The organism is Planktothricoides raciborskii GIHE-MW2 (assembly GCF_040564635.1).
GTDB lineage: Bacteria > Cyanobacteriota > Cyanobacteriia > Cyanobacteriales > Laspinemataceae > Planktothricoides > Planktothricoides raciborskii.
On sequence record NZ_CP159837.1, the window covers coordinates 3,231,925 to 3,251,347 of the forward strand.

The window sequence follows — 19,423 nt, forward strand, 5'->3', positions numbered from 1 at the left end:
AATATTAAATATTGATTAAAGTGAACTGGAATTGCGTGAGTGTTCCCCTTAATTTGTCAGAAAATCTCAAAAATCTATTTCCCTTTGAATTAGATGATTTCCAAAAACAGGCGATCGCCGCTTTGAATGCCGGTCAATCCGTCGTGGTCTGTGCGCCTACAGGTTCAGGGAAAACCCTAATTGGTGAATATGTGATTCACCGAGCCTTATCCAGAGGGGGGCGAGTCTTTTATACCACCCCCCTCAAAGCCCTTTCTAACCAAAAACTGCGGGATTTTCGCCACCAATTTGGCGTAGAGAAAGTAGGACTTTTAACCGGCGATTTATCCCTGAATCGCGATGCCCAGATTCTGGTGATGACCACCGAAATCTTTCGGAATATGCTCTATGGCACGGAAATTGGTGCGGTGGGCACTTCCCTCGACGGGGTGGAAGCGGTGGTGCTCGATGAGTGCCACTATATGAACGATCGCCAACGCGGGACCGTGTGGGAAGAATCCGTGATCTATTGTCCGCCGGAAATCCAACTGGTAGCACTTTCGGCGACAGTGGCTAATAGTCAGCAGCTTACGGATTGGATTTGCCAAGTCCACGGGCCGACACAACTGATTTACTCCGATTTTCGCCCGGTTCCCCTGCAATTTCATTTTTGTACCACTAAAGGTCTGGTGCCTCTCCTCGACGGCAAACGAGAAAAAATCAACCCCAAGCTAAAACCCAGAGGCAGAAGCGGTAGCATCCGCCGCCAAGAACCCTCCTTACCGTTTGTCCTGTCCCAACTTTGGGAACGAGATATGCTCCCGGCGATTTATTTTATCTTTAGCCGCCGGGGGTGCGATCGCGCCGTGGAAGCGATCGGCGATCTGACCTTAGTCAACCCACAAGAAGCCAGGGAGTTAAAACAACGAGTAGAAGAGTTTTTAAGCCGCAATCCTGAAAGTAACCGAACCCATCAGTTAAGGCCGCTGTTACGCGGGGTGGCGTCTCATCACGCCGGTCTATTACCCACCTGGAAGAGCTTAGTAGAAGAACTGTTTCAAGCGGGATTAATTAAAGTCGTCTTTGCCACCGAAACCCTGGCTGCCGGAATTAATATGCCCGCCCGCACCACCTTAATTTCCAGCCTATCCAAGCGGACTGACGAAGGACATCGACTGCTGACGGCTTCAGAATTCCTGCAAATGTCCGGTCGGGCTGGTCGCCGAGGCATGGATGCCCAAGGCTATGTGGTGACATTGCAAACCCGATTTGAAGGGGCGAAAGAAGCGGCCATTTTAGCCACTAAAGGCGCGGATCCCTTGGTCAGTCAGTTTACCCCGACATATGGCATGGTACTGAATTTGCTGCAAACTCATCCCCTGGAAGTCGCCAAAGAATTAGTCGAATCCAGCTTTGGTCAGTATTTAGCTTCTCAGCGGGCAAAACCAGAACTCGCAGACATTGAAGCCCTGAAAACCCAACTAAAATTGCTCAAATCCCAAGTGGGGGAAATCGATGAAGCGCTTTACAAAGGGTATCAAAAATTGCGTGAACGCTTGAAAGTTGAGCAAAGATTGCTGAAAATTCTAGAAGAACAAGCGGATGAAACTCAAAGAGCGATCGCTGCTTTAGCCCTACAAAGCGCAAAACCCGGAAACCTTCTCAGCCTCAAAGGGCGTCACGTCAACACCAAGCATCCCATCCTCTCCTTATGGATTTCAGAAATACCTGGTGCCGGAAAATCACCCAATCTGATTTGCCTGAGTCAAGATAACCGCTGGTATGTGGTGACCAGTGCTGACGTGGTAGCGGTGCATGAAGAAAAAATTCCGTTTAATCCACAATGGGACTTATTCATTCCCAGCGCCATGATGCTCAAACCCGGAGAATCACGAAAAGGAGATGAACAGACTGCCTCCATTGCGGCACAAATTGTGGCGCAGACGAAACCCGTCATCGCCCCAGAAGTCTATGCCCAACAGCAACTAATCGCCGCATTAGAAGCCCAGTTATCCACTCATCCTCTAAATCAATTCGGTCTTCCGAGTACCTTACTCAAACGCCAAAACCGAGTCCAAGAGTTAGAAAAGGAAATCCGGCGTCAAGAACAAGAACTCCAAAAAGACCTGGGTTGTAACTGGCAAGAATTTCTGAAACTAATTGATATCTTGGTGGAAATGGAATGCTTGCTGCCAACTTACCGAGAAGAGGATGACGGCGAGGATAATTTTGCTTATGAAGTCACTCTCGTGGGAGAAAGTGCGGCGGCCATTCGTGGTGACAATGAACTGTGGTTAGGATTAGCCTTAAACTCTGGCTTTTTAGATGACCTTGACCCCCATCATTTAGCGGCAGCTTGTGCCGCTTTAGTCACGGAAGTTTCTCGTCCAGATACTTGGACAAAATATCAGCTTTCCCCAGAAGTGGAAAGAGTCTTAGGTCTGCTGCAACAAAACTGCCGACGCAACCTGTTTAAAGTCCAGCGACAGCATGGGGTGGCAGTCCCGGTGTGGCTAGAACGGGACTTAGTAGCCTTGGTGGAACAGTGGGCGTTAGGGGTGCAATGGTCTGAGCTTTATGCCCATACCAGTTTGGACGAAGGAGATATTGTCCGCATTTTACGGCGCACTTTAGATTTCTTATCCCAAATTCCTCATGTACCCCATCTTTCTGAGAGTTTGCGAGATAATGCTCGCCGTGCAATGGTCTTGATTGACCGTTTCCCGGTGAATGAGATGATTAATTGATGATTAATTAAAGTGCGAATGACTTAAACGGTTCAGAATTCAGGGCGGCGTTGCATTCGCGGATCTATCTTCACTCTTAAGCGAAAAATTATCGCCGCGAGTGCTTCCCCCCTACCAAGTTATTAAATAATTAAATAATTCAATAAATAATTCAATAAATCATTCAATAAATCATTCAATAAATGATTCAATAAATCATTCAATTAACGATTGGACGGATATGAGGTTGTGTTAAACTGACAATTCGATGTTCTATACTGTTCTCCTCATTCGACCACATCCACTCCTGCTGACGGGTAATTTCACTGGCTACCAATAAATTCCTTGCCTTCTGCTCAACTCATATTCGCTCGCTCCTGAATCAATTAATTTATCTATTTGTCTCAAGTTTCGTTTAACATATTGTAGTTGTTGCTTAACTGCGTTTCTCCTTTCTTTTTGAGATGGCTTTTTCTTTTTGGCAAATTTCAAATAGTCTTTTCGGGCTTTTTGTCGGTAGGTTCTTGGTTTTTTCTTGAGTCTAACTCTCAATAATTTATATAAGATGTCTAGGGTCAGTTCGGTCGTTTTCCTAGCTTGATTTAATAGCTCTACATCCGTGGGGTATTTGACATCCGCCAGTGCTACCGTCGCCTCAATTAATAGCTGATCTCTATTTTTTACTTCGCTTTCTTCTGACTTTTTTGGGCAAGTTTCCACCGGCTTAAATCCTCGACCTCTTTGCACAATTTTTCGATTGATTTTTTGCAGCAGCAGGCCACTTATTATTTGCCGAAAATAAACCATCATTGAGGGGTCGAATGGGGCTTCCTGGCTATACCCTTTTTCGCCGATAAAATACTGTAAGTAAGGGAAATCGCTTGATTTGTTGCACTGTTTCTCGGTTACATATGCCCAATTTTTATTTGATGATTAAGGCTCATAGTGCCATGGGAAAAGGTTTCGCTGGTGTTCCCATTTCATCGGAGAAATTTTGGGAATATTCTGCCTCAAATTCTGACCAAGGAATCAGGTTTGCCAGAATTAACCAACGATTTTCTTGAGATAATTAGCCTTCAAAGGTCAGTTCTAAGGCTTCTTCTGGTTCGGAGGATTTTGGTAGTTTTCGATACATTTTTCCCAAGGAGATGCACGATAATTGCCCATTTTACCTCTTTTTCCTGTCTTTTTTCGGGGCTTTAGACTTCTCTGAGGCTTGTCTAGTCAGCTTTTCGCTTCTTTTCAGCAAGCCCTAGTTAGGAAAAATTAAGTCTCTGTAGGCATTGGCTTTGTCTGAGATGCTCCCTTTTAAATTGGTATTAAAAGTAGAGATTTCTTACGTTCAAAATTATGCCACTAAAGTATGGGATTGATCTGAAAATGTAATTGGTCGTAAACCATACATTTAATATTGATAGGACTTACGCACTCACTCTATATATGGGGCAATTACCAACGGTAAAGCCCCTAGAAAACTATAAATATCAATACCGTGCGTAAGTCCTAATTGATGGGTAACTCCGATAAAACAGCGGTGCTGCTGGCAGCAACCCTTATCGACTCTTCACAAATGCTTCATTGCAGACACAACCTAACGGCGCAACCTTGGGAAATTCAAGCCGTTTCTGGTTGGATACATCTCCATTGCCACGATGACCAGAAATCGGACCTAAATTATTAGGGGTTGCTTGGCCTGCGGTCATGCCCTTCGTATTTTGCGGATAATTCCACAAATTCAAATCAAATCGATAAGCACCATGCCATCCTCGGGTAAAGTTCATCGTGATCACATTGCTTTTATCCATGACACCCACAACCGGGTCATAGTACCAAAAGCTTAAGATTTGATTGGCTGTACCTCCCGCCACAGTGCCATAGTTGTACTGAATATCTACACCTTCAGCCGGTCCCTGATATGTAAAACAACCCTTGCCAAACTCTGTACCATCTGCATTCAGGACACGAAACACATAAGCAGTTTCATTGACTGGCGGCGGCGGTGGCGGCGGCGGTGGTGGCGGTGGTGGTGGCGGCGGTGGCGGCGGTGGTGGCGGCGGTGGTGGCGGTGGCGGCGTTGGCGTTGGAGAAACATTCACCGGCACTAATTCCCATTGTTGATTGCTGGGATTTTCTGACAATTTGGCTGTGGTGACAGGGCTATAGTCCTCACTGCCAAAAAGTTCTAAAACCCGAGCATCAACTTTACTCTTAATGAACAGGCCTTCCACCGACCACTTTTGATTCAGGTTGCTGCTATCTGGGGGCTTTACCACTGTGGCACGATAGAGCGGTTGAGTGGGATCAAACCCTAACCACTGGGCATACTGTGCCTGCATGAACATAAGCCCTTCGAGATCATGTAATCGGCTTAAAATCTGCTGGCGTTCTGTCTCTGTCTTGGGGTTTTGCAACTTAAAGTGCAAACATTTGATCACGGCGGGCAAAATGTCTTCTTGCCCGATTTCCAGCACCCAACCATTGACTTTACTTTTGATGTACCCTTCTGGGGTAATCGTCCATTGTTGATGGTCTTTCCGAGCATCTTGGTGGGTCGCTATCACCCATAAAGGCTGAGAGATATCTCGAAAGTGAGTGCCATATACATTGTCTAGATCAATTTGGAGAACTAATCCATCGATCTTACGCTTAATCAGATAGTATTGCTCGGTCATATTTGTTCACCGAATATCCTATGTTTGAAGATAATTAGCCAAGGATTATTTTCCTTGTTATTCTCCAAGTCTGAACCTAGCATATTTTGGGATTTTGTTCCGAAAAATTATTGTTTCTTAATATATATAGCAGTCTTAAATCATTCCTGTAGGGGCAATTGATGAATTGCGCCCCTATTGTCCAGTCCGATAGCAGACTCCCGCCACAAATTCTAAAAGAAACCGGGTAACTTCGGGGAAACCCGGTTTCTCTTTCCGGCACCGGATAACCATCACAAAAGCTCATCGTAATGACATTGCTTTGATCCATGACAACCACCACAGGCTTACATAGTACCAGAAGTTAAAGATTTGATTGGCTGTATATCTGGCGACAGTGCCATAGTTGTAATGAATATCCAGACCTTCAGCCAGTACCAGATAGATAAAACAAGCTTGGCCAAATTCTGTACCAGATACATTCCAGACACGAAACACATGGGCAGTTTCATTGACTGACTGCGGGGCTGACTGCGGTTGGGAAGGCGGTGGGGAAATATTCACCGGCACTAATTCCCATTCTTGATTGCAGGGATTTTCTGAGAGTTTTGCTGTGGTGACCGGGCTATAGTCCTCACTGCCAAAAAGTTCTAAAACGCGCTCGTCAACTTTACTCTTAATGAACGGGCCTTCAACGGACCACTTTTGATTCAGGTTGCTGCTATCTGGTGGCTTCACCACTGTGGCACGATAGAGCGGTTGAGTGGGATCAAACCCTAACCACTGGGCATACTGTGCCTGCATGGTAACCAACCATTCGAGATCCCTTAATCGACTTAAAATCTGCTGCCGTTCTTCCTCTGTCTTGGGGTTTTGTAACTTAACCTTCAACGCTTTGATGATTGCGGGCAAAATGTCTTCTTGCCCGATGTCCAGTACCCAACCATTGACTTTAATTTTGATGTAGCCTTCTGGGGTAATCGTCCATTGTTGATGGTCTTTCTGAGCATCTTGTTGGGTCGCTATCACCCATAAAGGCTGAGAGATATCTCGAAAGTTAGTGCCATATACATTGTCTAGATCAATTTGGAGAACTAATCCATCGATCTTGCGTTTAATCAGATAGTATTGCTCGGCCATAGTTTTTTACCGAATATCCTAGGTTTGAGGATAGTTAGCCAAGGATGATTTTCCTTGTTAGTCTCCAAGCCTGAACCTAGCATATTTTATGATTTTATTCCCAAAAATTATTGTTTCTTAATATAGAGACTCTCCGTTTCGTTCAGAAGTGCTAGGGGCGGCATCCCTGCCTTTGTAGGGGCGAAGTATGATCCGTAGATAATTTTTTAGTTTTAGTAGAGATTTATCCGCGAATTCATCACCCCTACGGCGATATTTACAGGCATCATTTACAGGCATCGGAATGCTGCCAGTGTTAGGACAGGTGGGCTGAAGTCTTGGCTAAGACAAAAGCCCTAAACCAACTCGACGCAAATCTAAATTACAAGGAAATTCTGGACTGATTTGCACTGGGGGGACTTTGATGTGATTTGGCGTATGACCATGAGGGACAAACCGACTGGTTAAACGTCCTTGGGCTTCCCGATCATTGATCGGAAAATTTGTCCAGAGTGTGCCATTGGGATCGTGACAATAAAGCATACAACCACCAATAGAACGTTCTACCCAAGTATCCACAATGTCAAAAACTAAGGGCCAATGAGGTGCGATCGCGGGATGTAAACTCGAACCAAGTTGTCGAGCCCGATATCGGACTCCGCCCACAAATTCTCCCTGCACTCCTGTGGACTGTAATGGCACTGGATAACCATTACAAATGACAAGATGCCGTCCTTGTGTTGCCCCAGTTAATAATACTTGAATTCGTTCCATTGACGAATCCACATATCGCGCTGTTCGGCCATTATTTACCTCTTCTCCTAACACCGGCCAAAGTTCCAAAGCATGACGCAACTCTAACTGAATCCCGTCTTGATTAATTTCCCCATACCGAGGAAAGCGAAACTCAAAAAATGGTTCATACCAGGCAAATTCAAATGGATAGCCTGCCTGTTGTAATTGACTAATGACATCTTTAAAATCCTGGGCAATATAATGGGGCAGAAAAAACTTATCATGGAGCATTGTCCCCCAACGAACCAAACGGTTTTTATAAGGATGCTGCCAAAACTCAGCCACCAATGCCCGAATTAATAAATTCACCGCTAAACTCATCTGGGGATGGGGCGACATGGTGATACTGCGAAACTCCAATAATCCTAACTGAAGTCGAGGATTTTCTACGGGATATAATTTGTCAATACAAAAGGCGGAACGATGGGTGTTGCCACTAATATCAATCAGGAAATTCCGCAGGAGGCGATCGACTAACAAAGGTTCAATATTTTCACTTTGTTCTAGCTGGGTAAAAGCAATTTCTAACTCATATAAAGTATCGTTACGGGCTTCATCCACTCGCGGCGATTGACTGGTAGGTCCGACAAATTCCCCGGAAAATAAATAAGACAGACTGGGATGATTTTGCCAGAAACTAATCAAACTTTTCAGCAAATCTGGCCGACGCAATAACGGACTTTCGCTGGGGGTCGCCCCGCCTATGGTAATATGAGAACCACCACCCGTGCTCACGGTTCGGCCATCGAAGGTATATTTTTCGGTTCCTAAGCGAGTCAGTCTGGCTTCTTCATAAAGAATGTTGGTAATATTCACCAATTCTGACCAATTTTGGGCCGGATGAATATTCACTTCAATCACCCCTGGGTCTGGGGTAATTTGAAATCCCTGTAAGCGGCGATCGCACGGGGGAGTATATCCTTCTATTTTCACTTTTAACTCAAGTTCTACCGCCGTATTTTCCACACAAGCGATTAAATCCAGATAATTTTCGGCGGCACTAATGGGCGGAATAAAGATATAAACTATCCCTTGGCGAACTTCTACCCCTAGGGCGACTTTAATACTATTCGGTTTTGCCGAAACTGTCGATTGTTTTTCGGCATATCGCCCTGTGACACGGGCAAAAATATCCCCCAAAGGTTGACTTTGTTGCTCAGGTTTCACCAACACTTCCCACTGGATATCTTCTGGATCTGCCCACTGAATTGATTGGAAGGGCAACCGTAATCCCGCTGGAGACTCTCCGCCGATTAAAGTAAACTTAGGCTCGACTTGCCACGGGCAACTAATCCATTGTTCTTCCCCCTCTTTCTCGCCCCATAATAACGGTAAAATATAAGCCTGTAACTCACCATTTCCGTCATAAGCTGGGGTAATATTCTGTGAACTCACTCCCAAATATTTAACTAAATGATGAATAAATTTTTCCGCCTCTTGGATGCCATAGCCATAATCCTGATTATCCGCCGCGCATAACTCAAAATTTCGCCAAATCGGCATTCGATCGCACCGCCAATAACAACCTAATGCCCAACGGGGTAAGGCTTCTCCCGGATACCATTTACCCATGCCATAATAAAGTAGTCCGCCCGTAGAAAAGCGATCGCGCAATCGTTGGAGCAAAATTCCTGCCAGACGGCGTTTTTCTTCCCCCAAAGCCCCGACTTGCCATTCCGTTGAATGATAGTCATCAATGGAAATAAATGTGGGTTCTCCTCCCATTGTTAAGCCCACATTTGCAAGAGTGAGTTGTTGCTCGACGGCCTCTCCTAAATTCGCGATCGCTGACCATTGTTCCTGGGTATAAGGTTTAGTCATTCTCGGCGTTTCTTTAATCCGAGAAACCGCGATCGAAAAATCCAATTGACTCTCGCAAGGTTCAATCGTACCCGCGATCGGTGCCGCCATTGCCGGAGTAGCAGAACAAGCCAGAGGAATATGCCCCTCAGCCGCCAACATTCCCGAAGTCGGGTCTAAACCGATCCAACCAGCCCCAGGGAGGTAAACTTCCGCCCAAGCGTGTAAATCCGCCATATCATTTTCTGGACCTGCTGGACCATCCAAAGGTTTTTGATCTGCCGCCAATTGGATCAAATAACCGGACACAAATCGAGCCGCTAACCCTAAATGACGGAAAACTTGCACTAACAACCAGGCGGTATCCCGACAAGACCCGGTTTTTTTCTTTAACGTAGTCTTACAGGATTGAATCCCTTCTTCTAAGCGCACGGCATAAGTAATTTCTTCGTGGATTTTCTGGGCAATGGATAAAATAAAATTGGTGGTAAACTGGGGTGATTTATCCAGTTTATTAATCCACTCCATCAATAAACGGCTACGTTCTTCGATGGGTAAATAAGCTCGTAATTCTCGGCGTAATTTCTTGGTATAGTTAAACGGATACTCCACGGCGTAATCATCAATCAAAAAATCAAAAGGATTGAGAGTTTTCAGTTCAAGTATCAAATCTACTTCAATTTTAAAAATATCAGTTTTATTAGGAAAGTTTAACTTAGAAATCAGATTATAATTAACATCTCTCCGCCAGTGAATCGAATAATCTTCGGGAGTAATTTTTAATGCATAACTTTGAATTTGAGTCCGCCCGTAGGGTATGGGGTGTAGGCGAAGAATATGCGGCCCTAAGATAATCGGACGTTCAAATCTGTATAATTTTTGATGATTGAGAGCAACTTGAATTGACATGGTGATTTCCTGATTTTTCACTCAATGGTTAACCGTTTATGTTTAAAGGTTATTCTTAAAAATTCAGGATTATGCTCAATCGGGTGGGTATCGCCCAGTAAAATCATCCAAGATACTAGGACTTACGTTACAAATTAAGTTCCAAAAAAATATCAAATTATGTAAGTGTTATGTGAAGTTTTTAACCACCGAAAAACCCGATTCCTGCAAGAAACCGGGTTATTTGGTTACACAATCCGTGTCACACCAAACGATTTCCACAACTGGCACAGAAGCGATCGCTCGGTTGTACCGGATTCCCACATTGGGTACAAAAATGCCGACCGGATCCGGATGATAAATCAGAAGATTTACCCATACTCATTTCCATGTTCCCCATCCGCATTTGCATAGGGTTCATAGACATTTCCATATCCCCCATTTTCATCGGCTGCATGGGCTGCATAGGCTGCATAGGCTGCATAGGCTGCATGGGCTGCATGGGCTGCATGGGCTGCATGGGCTGCATAGGCTGCATGGGCTGCATAGGCTGCATGGGCTGCTGACCGGATACCGAAGAAGATGTTTGCTGAACTTGTAGCTGTTGAGCGTTGGACAGAGAAGGACTCTGACTCATCACGCCCATACTACTGCCTTGAAGTTGGACAAAATGTTGCCCCGTTTCAGTATTAATCCGCAGAATTACGGCATTGTCCTTGCGGAACACCGTTGGCGGTTCAGTCCACGGACCTGTGGAGAAACCACTACTCGCTTGCTGTTGTTGACCGGGCCCACCACTCATAATTGTGACGATGGTTTGTGTTCCTTGATTTTCCAGATAAACCTGTTGCCCGGTTCCCAGGTTGCATAAATAAGCCATTTTAAATGCCTCACGGCAATTTCACCCAGGGTTTAATTTTACTCCAATCCTTTGAGAACTTAGGGCGATTTTTTCTCTTTTTTAAGAAAATTCAGAATCTTTTAATTATTCAAAATATTTGTTATTTGTTATTTGTTTATGGTTATCTGTTATTTGTTATTTTAGCCGATCGCTAATCGGGAATGCTGTTGGCAGAGCCAAAAATTACCAAAAATTAATTACAAGGGTTATCGTTGCGGATTTAGTCCGTCAATATTACATCATTACATCAATATCAAGAGAAGGAAAGCCGGTCTTATCTGCCCCGACGCTAAAAAGCTTCTAGGGGATAAAGTCTTACGAAAGAAATTCTCAAGGATATTTGTGGGACGATCCGGGCGTCGAAGTAGGATTAAAAAATCATCATACTTCGACTGATTTTAAACAACTTTTAGACAACAAATTATCAAGCAGTTAAAATAAGGCACAAGCCAAATCTTGACATTCTTGTTGCAGCAGAACCATGAGTTTTTGATCTCCTTTGGCTTGAGCGATATTCATCCGTCGTTCTAGACTCCGGCAAATATTAGCCCGGTGAATCTTCTCCATATCCTGCAAGATCGTTGCTATGTCGCGTTGGTCGTATTTGCGGTTCGACAAAACACCTGTTTTTTTTACGGTTGTGACGACGGTGGGAACCGTTGCGGGTGTGGCCTCGACTACTTTGGTTTCTGTCGGGCTATGACTCACATAAGCTAGGCCGCGATACTTGAGTAAGTTACTCGGTTGAGTCACCGGAACATGGCGAGGATAGCGAACTTGCCACTGGCAACCCCGATATAAACCTCCGGAATCTTCTATCATATCAATGCTTGGAGGATCGTCATTACTGTAATTCAGGCCACGATAGCTAAGTTTCATTTTCTTTGATCCTGATTTAAATCTAGTTACTTAAGTGATTTATGGTATTGATGACAAAAAAATTTTATGTCTGTATTGTATTATACAGTTACTTTTGCAAAATGTCAAAGAATCCATATATTTTGGGGGCGACTTGGGAGCGACTTGGGAGCGACTTGGGAGCGACTTGGGATCGACTTGGGATCAACCGTTGGCAGGGATTCGATCGCCGCAATTTCCAACTTCCCTCATTTTTAGCCTTTAGTCACCAGAAAAACTGGCTGGAAAAAAGCCGATCGCCGTTAAAAGTAAAGTTTTGTAGCAAATTGAGGAAAATTAGCTATATATAAGGCTGAGAAATTTAGAGTATCCCTTGATTTTGGTAATCTTCAAGCTATCTTGTAATTAAAGAGTTTTGGAACTGGTTATGCGTTCATCCTCATTAACGGCATTTACAGCCATAATGATTCTTTTATTGACGGCTTGTGGGGGGGAACCCAAACCACAGGCAGAGACTCCTACGGATCCGAGTCCACAAGCTCAACCAACCACTACGCCCACAGATGGTTCAGCGCAGCAACCGGCTGAAAAGCCACCAGATGCACCACCCGGTGCAGATTTTAAGCAGCCGATGGTGCCGGGAAGCGATCCGACGGCGATCGGCAATTTATTACAGCCGACCAACCCTGAACAGAGACTGGCAGAAATTGAAAAGAACATTGCTCAAAACCCAAGGGAGCGGTCGAATCCTTTTGACATCCCAAAACTGCCCCTATCGCCAGAAATACAGCGCATGAACACCCTTCAAGACTTTGATAGAGCGGCACAAAACCTCGGTCCTCGATCTGTCCCGGATTTGCCTAAGTTACCTTTGATCTCATTAGCACCACCCCCAGGGGCTACTCCTCCAGTCCAGACACCTCTAGGGAACCCAGGGGAGAATTTGACGACTCCGGCGACTAACCAGCGTCAGCCACAGGGCGGTGGCAATGGTCGAGGGGTAAGTTCTCCGGCAGGCAATGGTCGAGGGGTGAGCTCTCCGGCAGGCAATGGTCGAGGGGTGAGCTCTCCGGCAGGCAATGGTCGAGGGGTGATCTCTCCGGCAGGCAATGGCGCCGTACCCAGTCGTCCTCCTACTCCCAGGACAGTCGCTTTGCCACAGTTACAAGCGCGAGGAGTTCCTGATTTGCCCGGATTACCGACGCCCATTGGCCCCAAACTGCCTCCGGCTCCCAAAGGTGAACCGATCGCCCAAATTCCGCCTTCGGCTCAAGCACCGCGAGGAGTTCCTGATTTACCGAAGTTACCCACGCCAATTGGCCCCAAGCTGCCTCCGGAGCCAGTTGCACAGGCACCTCAAGCCCCGCCTTCTCCACCACCCCCACCAGATACTAAACTGGCTGATGCCACAGAAGTGACTGGGGTGATCGAAGTGGGCAATCAAATTCAAATTATTGCCAAGGCTCCCAATGAACCCAGCAGTCGATATATTAAGGTGGGGCAAAAAATTGCCAATGGTCAGGTGACTGTAAAACGGGTGGAAAAAAAAGACGGTGAACCCATCGTTATTTTGGAACAAAATGGCGTTGAAGTGAGAAAACTCATTGGGGAAAAAGTCGCGATCGCCACTGATGAGAAAAAATAGTTTGCAGTTGTTTTTAACATGGTCACTGTCTTGATTTCGACAATGATAGTATTTTGATTAAATATTTATTTTTGATTCAGATTAGTGGCCTTGTCAAAATAAATAATTATCAGTAATTCATAAAAAATTAATTTAATTAATTTAATTAGTTAAATAAATTAAATAACTCAATAATAATTATCGAGGAGATATGCGGTGAATTAGTGATAATTAATCTTGCAGATAATTCGTCGGTAATTGCCTGTTTTGCCTATTTTGCTTACTTATTTTTGGGAAAGCTTACCGGATAAATCACTGATGTAACTAACTGTGATTAAAGAATAGGAGATGTTATAACTATGCAAAATTCAATCACCGAAATCGCCAAAAAACTAGGAAGCACAATTTTACTAGCTTTAGTTTGGGAAGCGATCGCTTATGGGATTAATCCTGTGCCTAGTGGTTCTCAAGAGCAGTACAGACCGCCATCTTGTGAACCGAGAATCACCACAGGTCGAGCCAAATGTAATTATGAAGGTGGGGATAACTATGAAGGCAATTTAGTCAATGGCATTCCCAATGGTCAAGGCATTTATGTCTATGCCAATGGCGATCGCTATGAGGGACAGTTTAGAAATGGTCGTCCCAATGGTCAAGGAGTTTTCATATTTGCCAATGATGCCCGCTTTGAAGGCACTTTTCAAGATGGGGTGATCATCCGTGGTCGAGTGATATATGAAACTGGGGAAATCTACGAGGGACAGTTTGGTATTGTCCAAGAAGTTCAAAGTGGGAATATCAGTAGCCAACCTGATGGCCGAGGAAGATTTACTTATCCCAATGGCGATTACTATGAAGGAGAATTCTTTGCCGGTTCTCCTTTTGGTCAAGGAGTATTTGTGCGAGCCGACGGCAGCCGTTGTCAAGGGCAATTTTTCAATCAAGGACTAGATGCCAGAGGTACTTGTAGCTTTGCCAATGGGATCCGCTATGAAGGCGAGTTACGCGGCGGAGTTCCCCACGGAAAAGGTACGCTTATTTATACCGATGGCCGACGAGTTGCCGGAGAGTTTCGGGAAGGTAGACCTTTTGATGGCAAAAAATAACCCACAAAATTACTCAAAAATGACTAAATCACCCAGCGGATAGATAAGCTGTTTAATGATTACTTTGGTTTTTGGCAAAATAGGTTTTTTGCTAATTTTTTCATGGGGCAAAAAACCAGCCAAATTATCCAACATTCATCAGCGCAAAACCCTATCTGATGGGTAAAATAATCAGCCCTAATTAGTTCGGCGATCGCCTTTATATCGCCTTTATGACGGAAAATATTGATAATGAATTTATAATGATAATTTTTGGAGGCGCCTAATTTTATGACGAACTCCCCTGGATCTTCCTCTGTGGGCAGTCAGTCCCCCTTTGATTTTGTCCCTTATCCGACCCAGGATTCCGATCTGCTCAAGCAACTTGAGTTTATCCCTGGCTTAAAAGAAATCTTGATGTTGCGTCAAGTTCATGCCCTAGAACACGCAACAGTGTGGGTATTGAGTGAATCGGATCCCCGAAACTTTACCGGGGGTTCAACGGCTTCAGCACGGGATAACCAGGGCCTCGGCGGTATGTCTACGGATCGAGGATTTTATCTCTATGGTCAAGTGAGTGGCTCACAACTGGAACGAGCGGCCAAAATTGCCCTGACTCGTCTGACGAGCGGCGAATGGGATTTAGCGGTGCATCCCCGCTGTGGCACCAATTTGTCTGTGGGAATGCTTCTGACTGCGGGTTTTGCCCTGGGGGTTCATTTGCTGTGGCCTCGTGGCCCGATTGAGCAGTTGATTGGTTTGGGGGTGGCTGCTACCACTGCCGCAACCCTGGCGCATGATTTGGGTAGCGTCGCCCAAAAATATCTCACAACGTCAATTCCGTTTAATCTGGCAATTGAAAATATCCAGGCTACACAAGACTTGTGGGGCAGGCAGGCGCATTTTGTGCGGGTCAGTTGGCGAGAATCTTAATAAAACTTAAAGGGTAGAACTGACCGAGAATCCCAAGAGCATAGTACCCTGAGAAAAAATAAACCCATACAGCATAATTCACTTAAGGGGATAAAGCACTTATGGTTCAACGTGGTTCTAAGGTTCGGATTCTGCGTAAAGAGTCTTACTGGTATCAAGATGTTGGCACTGTGGCCTCTATCGATCAAAGCGGCATTCTCTATCCAGTGGTTGTTCGCTTTGACAAAGTGAATTACAACGGGTTTAGTGGCAGTGCTGGTGGCGTGAACACCAATAACTTCGCTTTGGATGAATTGGTTGAGGTGGAAGCCCCAGCCAAGAAGCCCGCGAAGAAGTAGGATCTCTGGAAACTGGATCGGGCGAAAGCGATTTGCCAGTAATTTTCCTTCATGGTTGGTAAAACCGTAAAACATAGTCAAATCGCCCGATTTTTTCAGGAGGAACTGATTCGATGACCTTTTTTGGTTTCTAGGCGATATGCCAGAATTGCCAGAAGTGGAAACGGTGCGTCGGGGTTTAAATCTTACGACCCTGGCGCAAGAAATTGTGGGGGGAGATGTGTTGCTGGCACGCACCATTGCCCCCCCGATTTCTGTTGCAGATTTTTTAACTCACCTCCAGGGTGTGACGATTCATTTTTGGCATCGTCAAGGGAAATATTTACTCGCTGAATTACACACGACGGCAAATCCGCCCCAGTCTGCCGGTTGGTTAGGGGTTCATTTACGGATGACGGGTCAGCTTTTGTGGGTGGAACCGGAAACTCCGTTACAAAAACACACCCGCGTCCGCTTGTTTTTTGCAGGACATTCCCCAGAGGGCGATTCCGCGAAAGCGGTGCGAGAGTTGCGGTTTGTGGATCAGCGCACCTTCGGGCGGATGTGGTGGGTGCCTCCCGAAACCGATGTAGCCAAAGTTGTCACCGGATTACAAAATTTAGGCCCAGAACCTTTTGCCCCAGAGTTTTCCGTGGACTATCTGACAAAACAGATGGCAGGCAGACGACGGGCTGTGAAAACCGCTTTACTGGATCAGGCGATCGTGGCGGGAATTGGAAATATTTATGCGGATGAAGCGTTATTTCTCAGTGGCATCGCCCCAACTCAGCTTTGTGCCATCCTCACATCACCACAAATTGAGCGATTGCACCAGAGTATGATCGAAGTTTTGACTACGGCGATCGCCTCTGGGGGTACTACTTTTAGTCATTTTCTGAATGTTCAGGGTGTGAATGGCAATTATGCTGGTGTTGCCTGGGTGTATAACCGCACGGGTCAACCTTGTCGCGTTTGTGCCACTCCGATTCAGCGCTTGAAGTTAGGCGGGCGTTCCAGTCATTTTTGCCCCCAATGTCAAAAGGTTTAATGATTTTTTTATCCCCGGCATTCTTTACGAATAGGGTTGTCCGTAAGTTCGCAAGGTTCGGCTCTCCCTGCTACTGAGGGGACAGGCCCCGGAAAATATTACATCTAGCTGGTAAAACCGCCTCTCATATTTGCCACCTAGAACCCACGGAAATCACCCTGGTTGTGTCATAGATCATTTGGCATAATTTTCGTGCCTCTATTAGCAAATATCCTAAAACCGTTGTTTAGCAAGGGTTTCACGGAATTATCCTTGGTCGTAGGTAGTTGGTTGGGAATAAAAAAGATACTTAACAAATCTTGACGCTCTCTCATTTGTGTAAAGAGTATTATTAAGACAATTAGCTTAAAAACCAAAATCTAACTATCTATGTCTTTACGCCGCTCTTTAATTGCTTCCAGCTTAATTCTTGCGCCCATCACCACCCTCGGTTTTGGATCTGCTGCCTTTGCTGGTAGCGCCAATGATAGTGTCACTCTTTCCGCTACTGTGCAGCCAATTATCGCCATTGACGCTACCGCAACTTCAGTTGCTAGTTCCTTACCGATGACAGCAGGTTCGCAAACTGCTCACGTCGCCGATCTTAATATCACCAGTAACAACACTGCGGGTCTCACCATCCAAGCCTCATCCACCAACAGCGGTGTGTTGGTATCTCGGACCAATCCAACTGATAACATTAACTACACCGTTGCAGTCGTTAATGATGGTGCAACTCCAACTTCAGGTACTACTCTGAGTAGTTTGAGTCAGAGCAAAACAAGTGGTTTTAATACCACCACAGGTGTCAAACCTATGGACTTATACATTCAGTACAATCTCCCAAATCTGCCCAAACAGGGTGGTTATAGTGATACCCTAACAATCACTATAGCTGACAATTAAAAGACTAAACTGGTGGCTGAACAATTGCCCATTAGTTTGAACAAGCCAGAAGAGTCAACAACAGCAACAGGCGGCGTCGAGGTGATGTTTCGTTATATGGGTTCAGTGTATATTCGTCCCAAAAATGCCAAATCCGAAGTCGTAGTCCATAGCATCACTCACCAACAAGGAACCGATGGCAATGATATTTTGATGATCACCTTTGAAAATAAAGGAACTCGCCGTGCAGTTTTATCTGACTTAAATTTAAACTTAACCAGCGAACAAGGCGCTCAAATTACCCTGAAACCAGAACAGCTAGAAGGGGTTAATAATGGGGTGATTTTGGCAGGTAATCAAAGACAGTTTTCAATCCCTTGGCCGGAAGCATTACCCGTAGGAAATGTAACCGCGACATTTACTTTTAAGGATGCGGAATAATCACCCCACTGATTACAAATCCGACCCGCGTAAATCCCATTTAAATATTTGATATGAGCAGAAGCCAATGAAGCGTTATTTCTCAGTGGCATCGCCCCAACTCAGCTTTGTGCCATCCTCACATCACCACAAATTGAGCGATTGCACCAGAGTATGATCGAAGTTTTGACTACGGCGATCGCCTCTGGGGGTACTACTTTTAGTCATTTTCTGAATGTTCAGGGTGTGAATGGCAATTATGCTGGTGTTGCCTGGGTGTATAACCGCACGGGTCAACCTTGTCGCGTTTGTGCCACTCCGATTCAGCGCTTGAAGTTAGGCGGGCGTTCCAGTCATTTTTGCCCCCAATGTCAAAAGGTTTAATGATTTTTTTATCCCCGGCATTCTTTACGAATAGGGCTGTCCGTAAGTTCGCAAGGTTCGGCTCTCCCTGCTACTGAGGGGACAGGCCCGGGAAAATATTACATCTAGCTGGTAAAACCGCCTCTCATATTTGCCACCTAGAACCCACGGAAATCACCCTGGTTGTGTCATAGATCATTTGGCATAATTTTCGTGCCTCTATTAGCAAATATACTAAAACCGTTGTTTAGCAAGGGTTTCACGGAATTATCCTTGGTCGTAGGTAGTTGGTTGGGAATAAAAAAGATACTTAACAAATCTTGACACTCTCTCATTTGTAAAGTATTATTAAGACAATTAGCTTAAGAACCAAAATCCAACTATCTATGTCTTTACGCCGCTCTTTAATTGCTTCCAGCTTAATTCTTGCGCCCATCACCACCCTCGGTTTTGGATCTGCTGCCTTTGCTGATACCGCCAATGATAGTGTCATTCTTTCCGCTACTGTGCAGTCAATTATCGCCATTGACGCTACCGCAACTTCAGTTGCTAGTTCCTTACCGATGACAGCAGGTCAGCAAGTTGCTCACGTCGCCGATCTTGATATCACCAGTAACAACACTGCGGGTATCACCATAACTGCAACCTCCACCAACGAAGGTGTGTTGGGATCGAGTGACAATCCTGCTGATAACATTGGCTACACCGTTGCAGTCGTTGGTGATGGTGCAGGTACACCAAATTCAGGTACTGCTCTTAGTAATTTCAGTCAGAGTGAAACAAGTGGTTTTGATACCACCACAGGTGTCAAAGCTATGGACTTATATATTGTGTATTCTGTCCCAACTCTGCCCAAACGGGGTAATTATAGTGATACCCTAACAATCACTGTAGCTGACAATTAAAAGACTAAAATAGTTGGGATTTTTGATTTTGACTATACCTAATTCCAAAATATAAAAAAGTCCCAGCCCAATTTAAATCTTAGGCTATAGCCCTCTTCAAATGTTGTCGAGGGCTAATAGTTAGCTCAAAAATAGTTATTCCTATTG

16 protein-coding genes and 1 pseudogene are annotated in these 19,423 nt (G+C 45.1%); 11 read left to right on the top strand and 6 right to left on the bottom strand.

The annotated features are described in order from the left end of the window. Positions 1-35: 35 nt before the first annotated feature. The gene (locus ABWT76_RS13665; protein ID WP_054469501.1) at positions 36-2,726 is read left to right on the top strand and encodes an RNA helicase; all 2,691 of its coding nucleotides are present in this window, start codon (positions 36-38) and stop codon (positions 2,724-2,726) included. A 309-nt stretch (positions 2,727-3,035) separates the two neighbouring features. On the opposite strand, the gene ABWT76_RS13670 is transcribed toward ABWT76_RS13665, so the two are convergent. From ABWT76_RS13670 to ABWT76_RS13695, 6 genes are all read right to left on the bottom strand, one after another. Beyond that, entirely contained in the window at positions 3,036-3,515 is a 480-nt protein-coding gene (locus ABWT76_RS13670) for a hypothetical protein (RefSeq protein WP_054469488.1), read from the bottom strand. 743 nt (positions 3,516-4,258) lie between these two features. Beyond that, positions 4,259-5,377 carry a hypothetical protein gene (locus ABWT76_RS13675; RefSeq protein WP_054469489.1) on the bottom strand — a complete coding sequence of 373 codons (1,119 nt, stop codon included), beginning with the start codon at positions 5,375-5,377 and terminating at the stop codon, positions 4,259-4,261. Between the two features lie 282 nt (positions 5,378-5,659). Further along, on the bottom strand, positions 5,660-6,496 hold the full coding sequence (locus ABWT76_RS13680) for a hypothetical protein (RefSeq protein WP_054469490.1): 837 nt from the start codon (positions 6,494-6,496) through the stop codon (positions 5,660-5,662). Positions 6,497-6,817: 321 nt separating this feature from the next. Further along, entirely contained in the window at positions 6,818-9,979 is a 3,162-nt protein-coding gene (locus tag ABWT76_RS13685; RefSeq protein WP_190880270.1) for a DUF2126 domain-containing protein, read from the bottom strand. Between the two features lie 241 nt (positions 9,980-10,220). Beyond that, positions 10,221-10,838 (bottom strand): zinc ribbon domain-containing protein, encoded by a 618-nt coding sequence (locus ABWT76_RS13690; RefSeq protein WP_190880268.1) that lies wholly within the window; start codon positions 10,836-10,838, stop codon positions 10,221-10,223. Between the two features lie 453 nt (positions 10,839-11,291). Then, positions 11,292-11,738: a DUF4278 domain-containing protein gene (locus tag ABWT76_RS13695; RefSeq protein WP_054469493.1), complete on the bottom strand. Its 447-nt coding sequence runs from the start codon at positions 11,736-11,738 to the stop codon at positions 11,292-11,294. A 101-nt stretch (positions 11,739-11,839) separates the two neighbouring features. Here ABWT76_RS13695 and ABWT76_RS13700 point away from each other — a divergent pair, with 101 nt between their 5' ends. From ABWT76_RS13700 to ABWT76_RS13745, 10 genes and pseudogenes are all read left to right on the top strand, one after another. Next, positions 11,840-12,067, top strand: coding sequence for a hypothetical protein (locus ABWT76_RS13700; RefSeq protein ID WP_190880266.1), 228 nt, complete (start codon positions 11,840-11,842; stop codon positions 12,065-12,067). 77 nt (positions 12,068-12,144) lie between these two features. Beyond that, positions 12,145-13,362: a hypothetical protein gene (locus ABWT76_RS13705; RefSeq protein WP_190880264.1), complete on the top strand. Its 1,218-nt coding sequence runs from the start codon at positions 12,145-12,147 to the stop codon at positions 13,360-13,362. Between the two features lie 338 nt (positions 13,363-13,700). Further along, on the top strand, positions 13,701-14,447 hold the full coding sequence (locus ABWT76_RS13710) for an MORN motif-containing protein (RefSeq protein WP_354636271.1): 747 nt from the start codon (positions 13,701-13,703) through the stop codon (positions 14,445-14,447). A gap of 270 nt (positions 14,448-14,717) precedes the next feature. After that, positions 14,718-15,359, top strand: coding sequence for a DUF6391 domain-containing protein (locus ABWT76_RS13715; RefSeq protein ID WP_354636272.1), 642 nt, complete (start codon positions 14,718-14,720; stop codon positions 15,357-15,359). Between the two features lie 101 nt (positions 15,360-15,460). After that, positions 15,461-15,697 (top strand): photosystem I reaction center subunit IV, encoded by a 237-nt coding sequence (locus ABWT76_RS13720; RefSeq protein ID WP_190880258.1) that lies wholly within the window; start codon positions 15,461-15,463, stop codon positions 15,695-15,697. A gap of 139 nt (positions 15,698-15,836) precedes the next feature. Beyond that, a complete protein-coding gene (locus tag ABWT76_RS13725; protein ID WP_190880256.1) occupies positions 15,837-16,724 on the top strand; it encodes a DNA-formamidopyrimidine glycosylase in 888 nt (295 codons plus the stop codon). Positions 16,725-17,093: 369 nt separating this feature from the next. Further along, entirely contained in the window at positions 17,094-17,609 is a 516-nt protein-coding gene (locus tag ABWT76_RS13730) for a hypothetical protein (protein ID WP_190880254.1), read from the top strand. 12 nt (positions 17,610-17,621) lie between these two features. Continuing rightward, entirely contained in the window at positions 17,622-18,029 is a 408-nt protein-coding gene (locus tag ABWT76_RS13735; RefSeq protein WP_190880252.1) for a hypothetical protein, read from the top strand. 63 nt (positions 18,030-18,092) lie between these two features. Next, positions 18,093-18,392 (top strand): annotated as a pseudogene (locus tag ABWT76_RS13740) (zinc finger domain-containing protein); the annotation flags it as partial. 365 nt (positions 18,393-18,757) lie between these two features. After that, complete coding sequence (locus ABWT76_RS13745) at positions 18,758-19,276, top strand: hypothetical protein (protein ID WP_054470472.1); 519 nt, start codon at positions 18,758-18,760, stop codon at positions 19,274-19,276. Positions 19,277-19,423 lie beyond the last annotated feature (147 nt).

What these genes read in the sequence shown, in the direction of transcription:
- ABWT76_RS13670 (WP_054469488.1), bottom strand. Translation starts at nt 3,515, where the DNA reads ATGATGGTTTATTTTCGGCAAATAATAAGTGGCCTGCTGCTGCAAAAA.
- ABWT76_RS13675 (WP_054469489.1), bottom strand. Translation starts at nt 5,377, where the DNA reads ATGACCGAGCAATACTATCTGATTAAGCGTAAGATCGATGGATTAGTT.
- ABWT76_RS13680 (WP_054469490.1), bottom strand. Translation starts at nt 6,496, where the DNA reads ATGGCCGAGCAATACTATCTGATTAAACGCAAGATCGATGGATTAGTT.
- ABWT76_RS13685 (WP_190880270.1), bottom strand. Translation starts at nt 9,979, where the DNA reads ATGTCAATTCAAGTTGCTCTCAATCATCAAAAATTATACAGATTTGAA.
- ABWT76_RS13690 (WP_190880268.1), bottom strand. Translation starts at nt 10,838, where the DNA reads ATGGCTTATTTATGCAACCTGGGAACCGGGCAACAGGTTTATCTGGAA.
- ABWT76_RS13695 (WP_054469493.1), bottom strand. Translation starts at nt 11,738, where the DNA reads ATGAAACTTAGCTATCGTGGCCTGAATTACAGTAATGACGATCCTCCA.
- ABWT76_RS13700 (WP_190880266.1), top strand. Translation starts at nt 11,840, where the DNA reads ATGTCAAAGAATCCATATATTTTGGGGGCGACTTGGGAGCGACTTGGG.
- ABWT76_RS13705 (WP_190880264.1), top strand. Translation starts at nt 12,145, where the DNA reads ATGCGTTCATCCTCATTAACGGCATTTACAGCCATAATGATTCTTTTA.
- ABWT76_RS13710 (WP_354636271.1), top strand. Translation starts at nt 13,701, where the DNA reads ATGCAAAATTCAATCACCGAAATCGCCAAAAAACTAGGAAGCACAATT.
- ABWT76_RS13715 (WP_354636272.1), top strand. Translation starts at nt 14,718, where the DNA reads ATGACGAACTCCCCTGGATCTTCCTCTGTGGGCAGTCAGTCCCCCTTT.
- ABWT76_RS13720 (WP_190880258.1), top strand. Translation starts at nt 15,461, where the DNA reads ATGGTTCAACGTGGTTCTAAGGTTCGGATTCTGCGTAAAGAGTCTTAC.
- ABWT76_RS13725 (WP_190880256.1), top strand. Translation starts at nt 15,837, where the DNA reads ATGCCAGAATTGCCAGAAGTGGAAACGGTGCGTCGGGGTTTAAATCTT.
- ABWT76_RS13730 (WP_190880254.1), top strand. Translation starts at nt 17,094, where the DNA reads ATGTCTTTACGCCGCTCTTTAATTGCTTCCAGCTTAATTCTTGCGCCC.
- ABWT76_RS13745 (WP_054470472.1), top strand. Translation starts at nt 18,758, where the DNA reads ATGTCTTTACGCCGCTCTTTAATTGCTTCCAGCTTAATTCTTGCGCCC.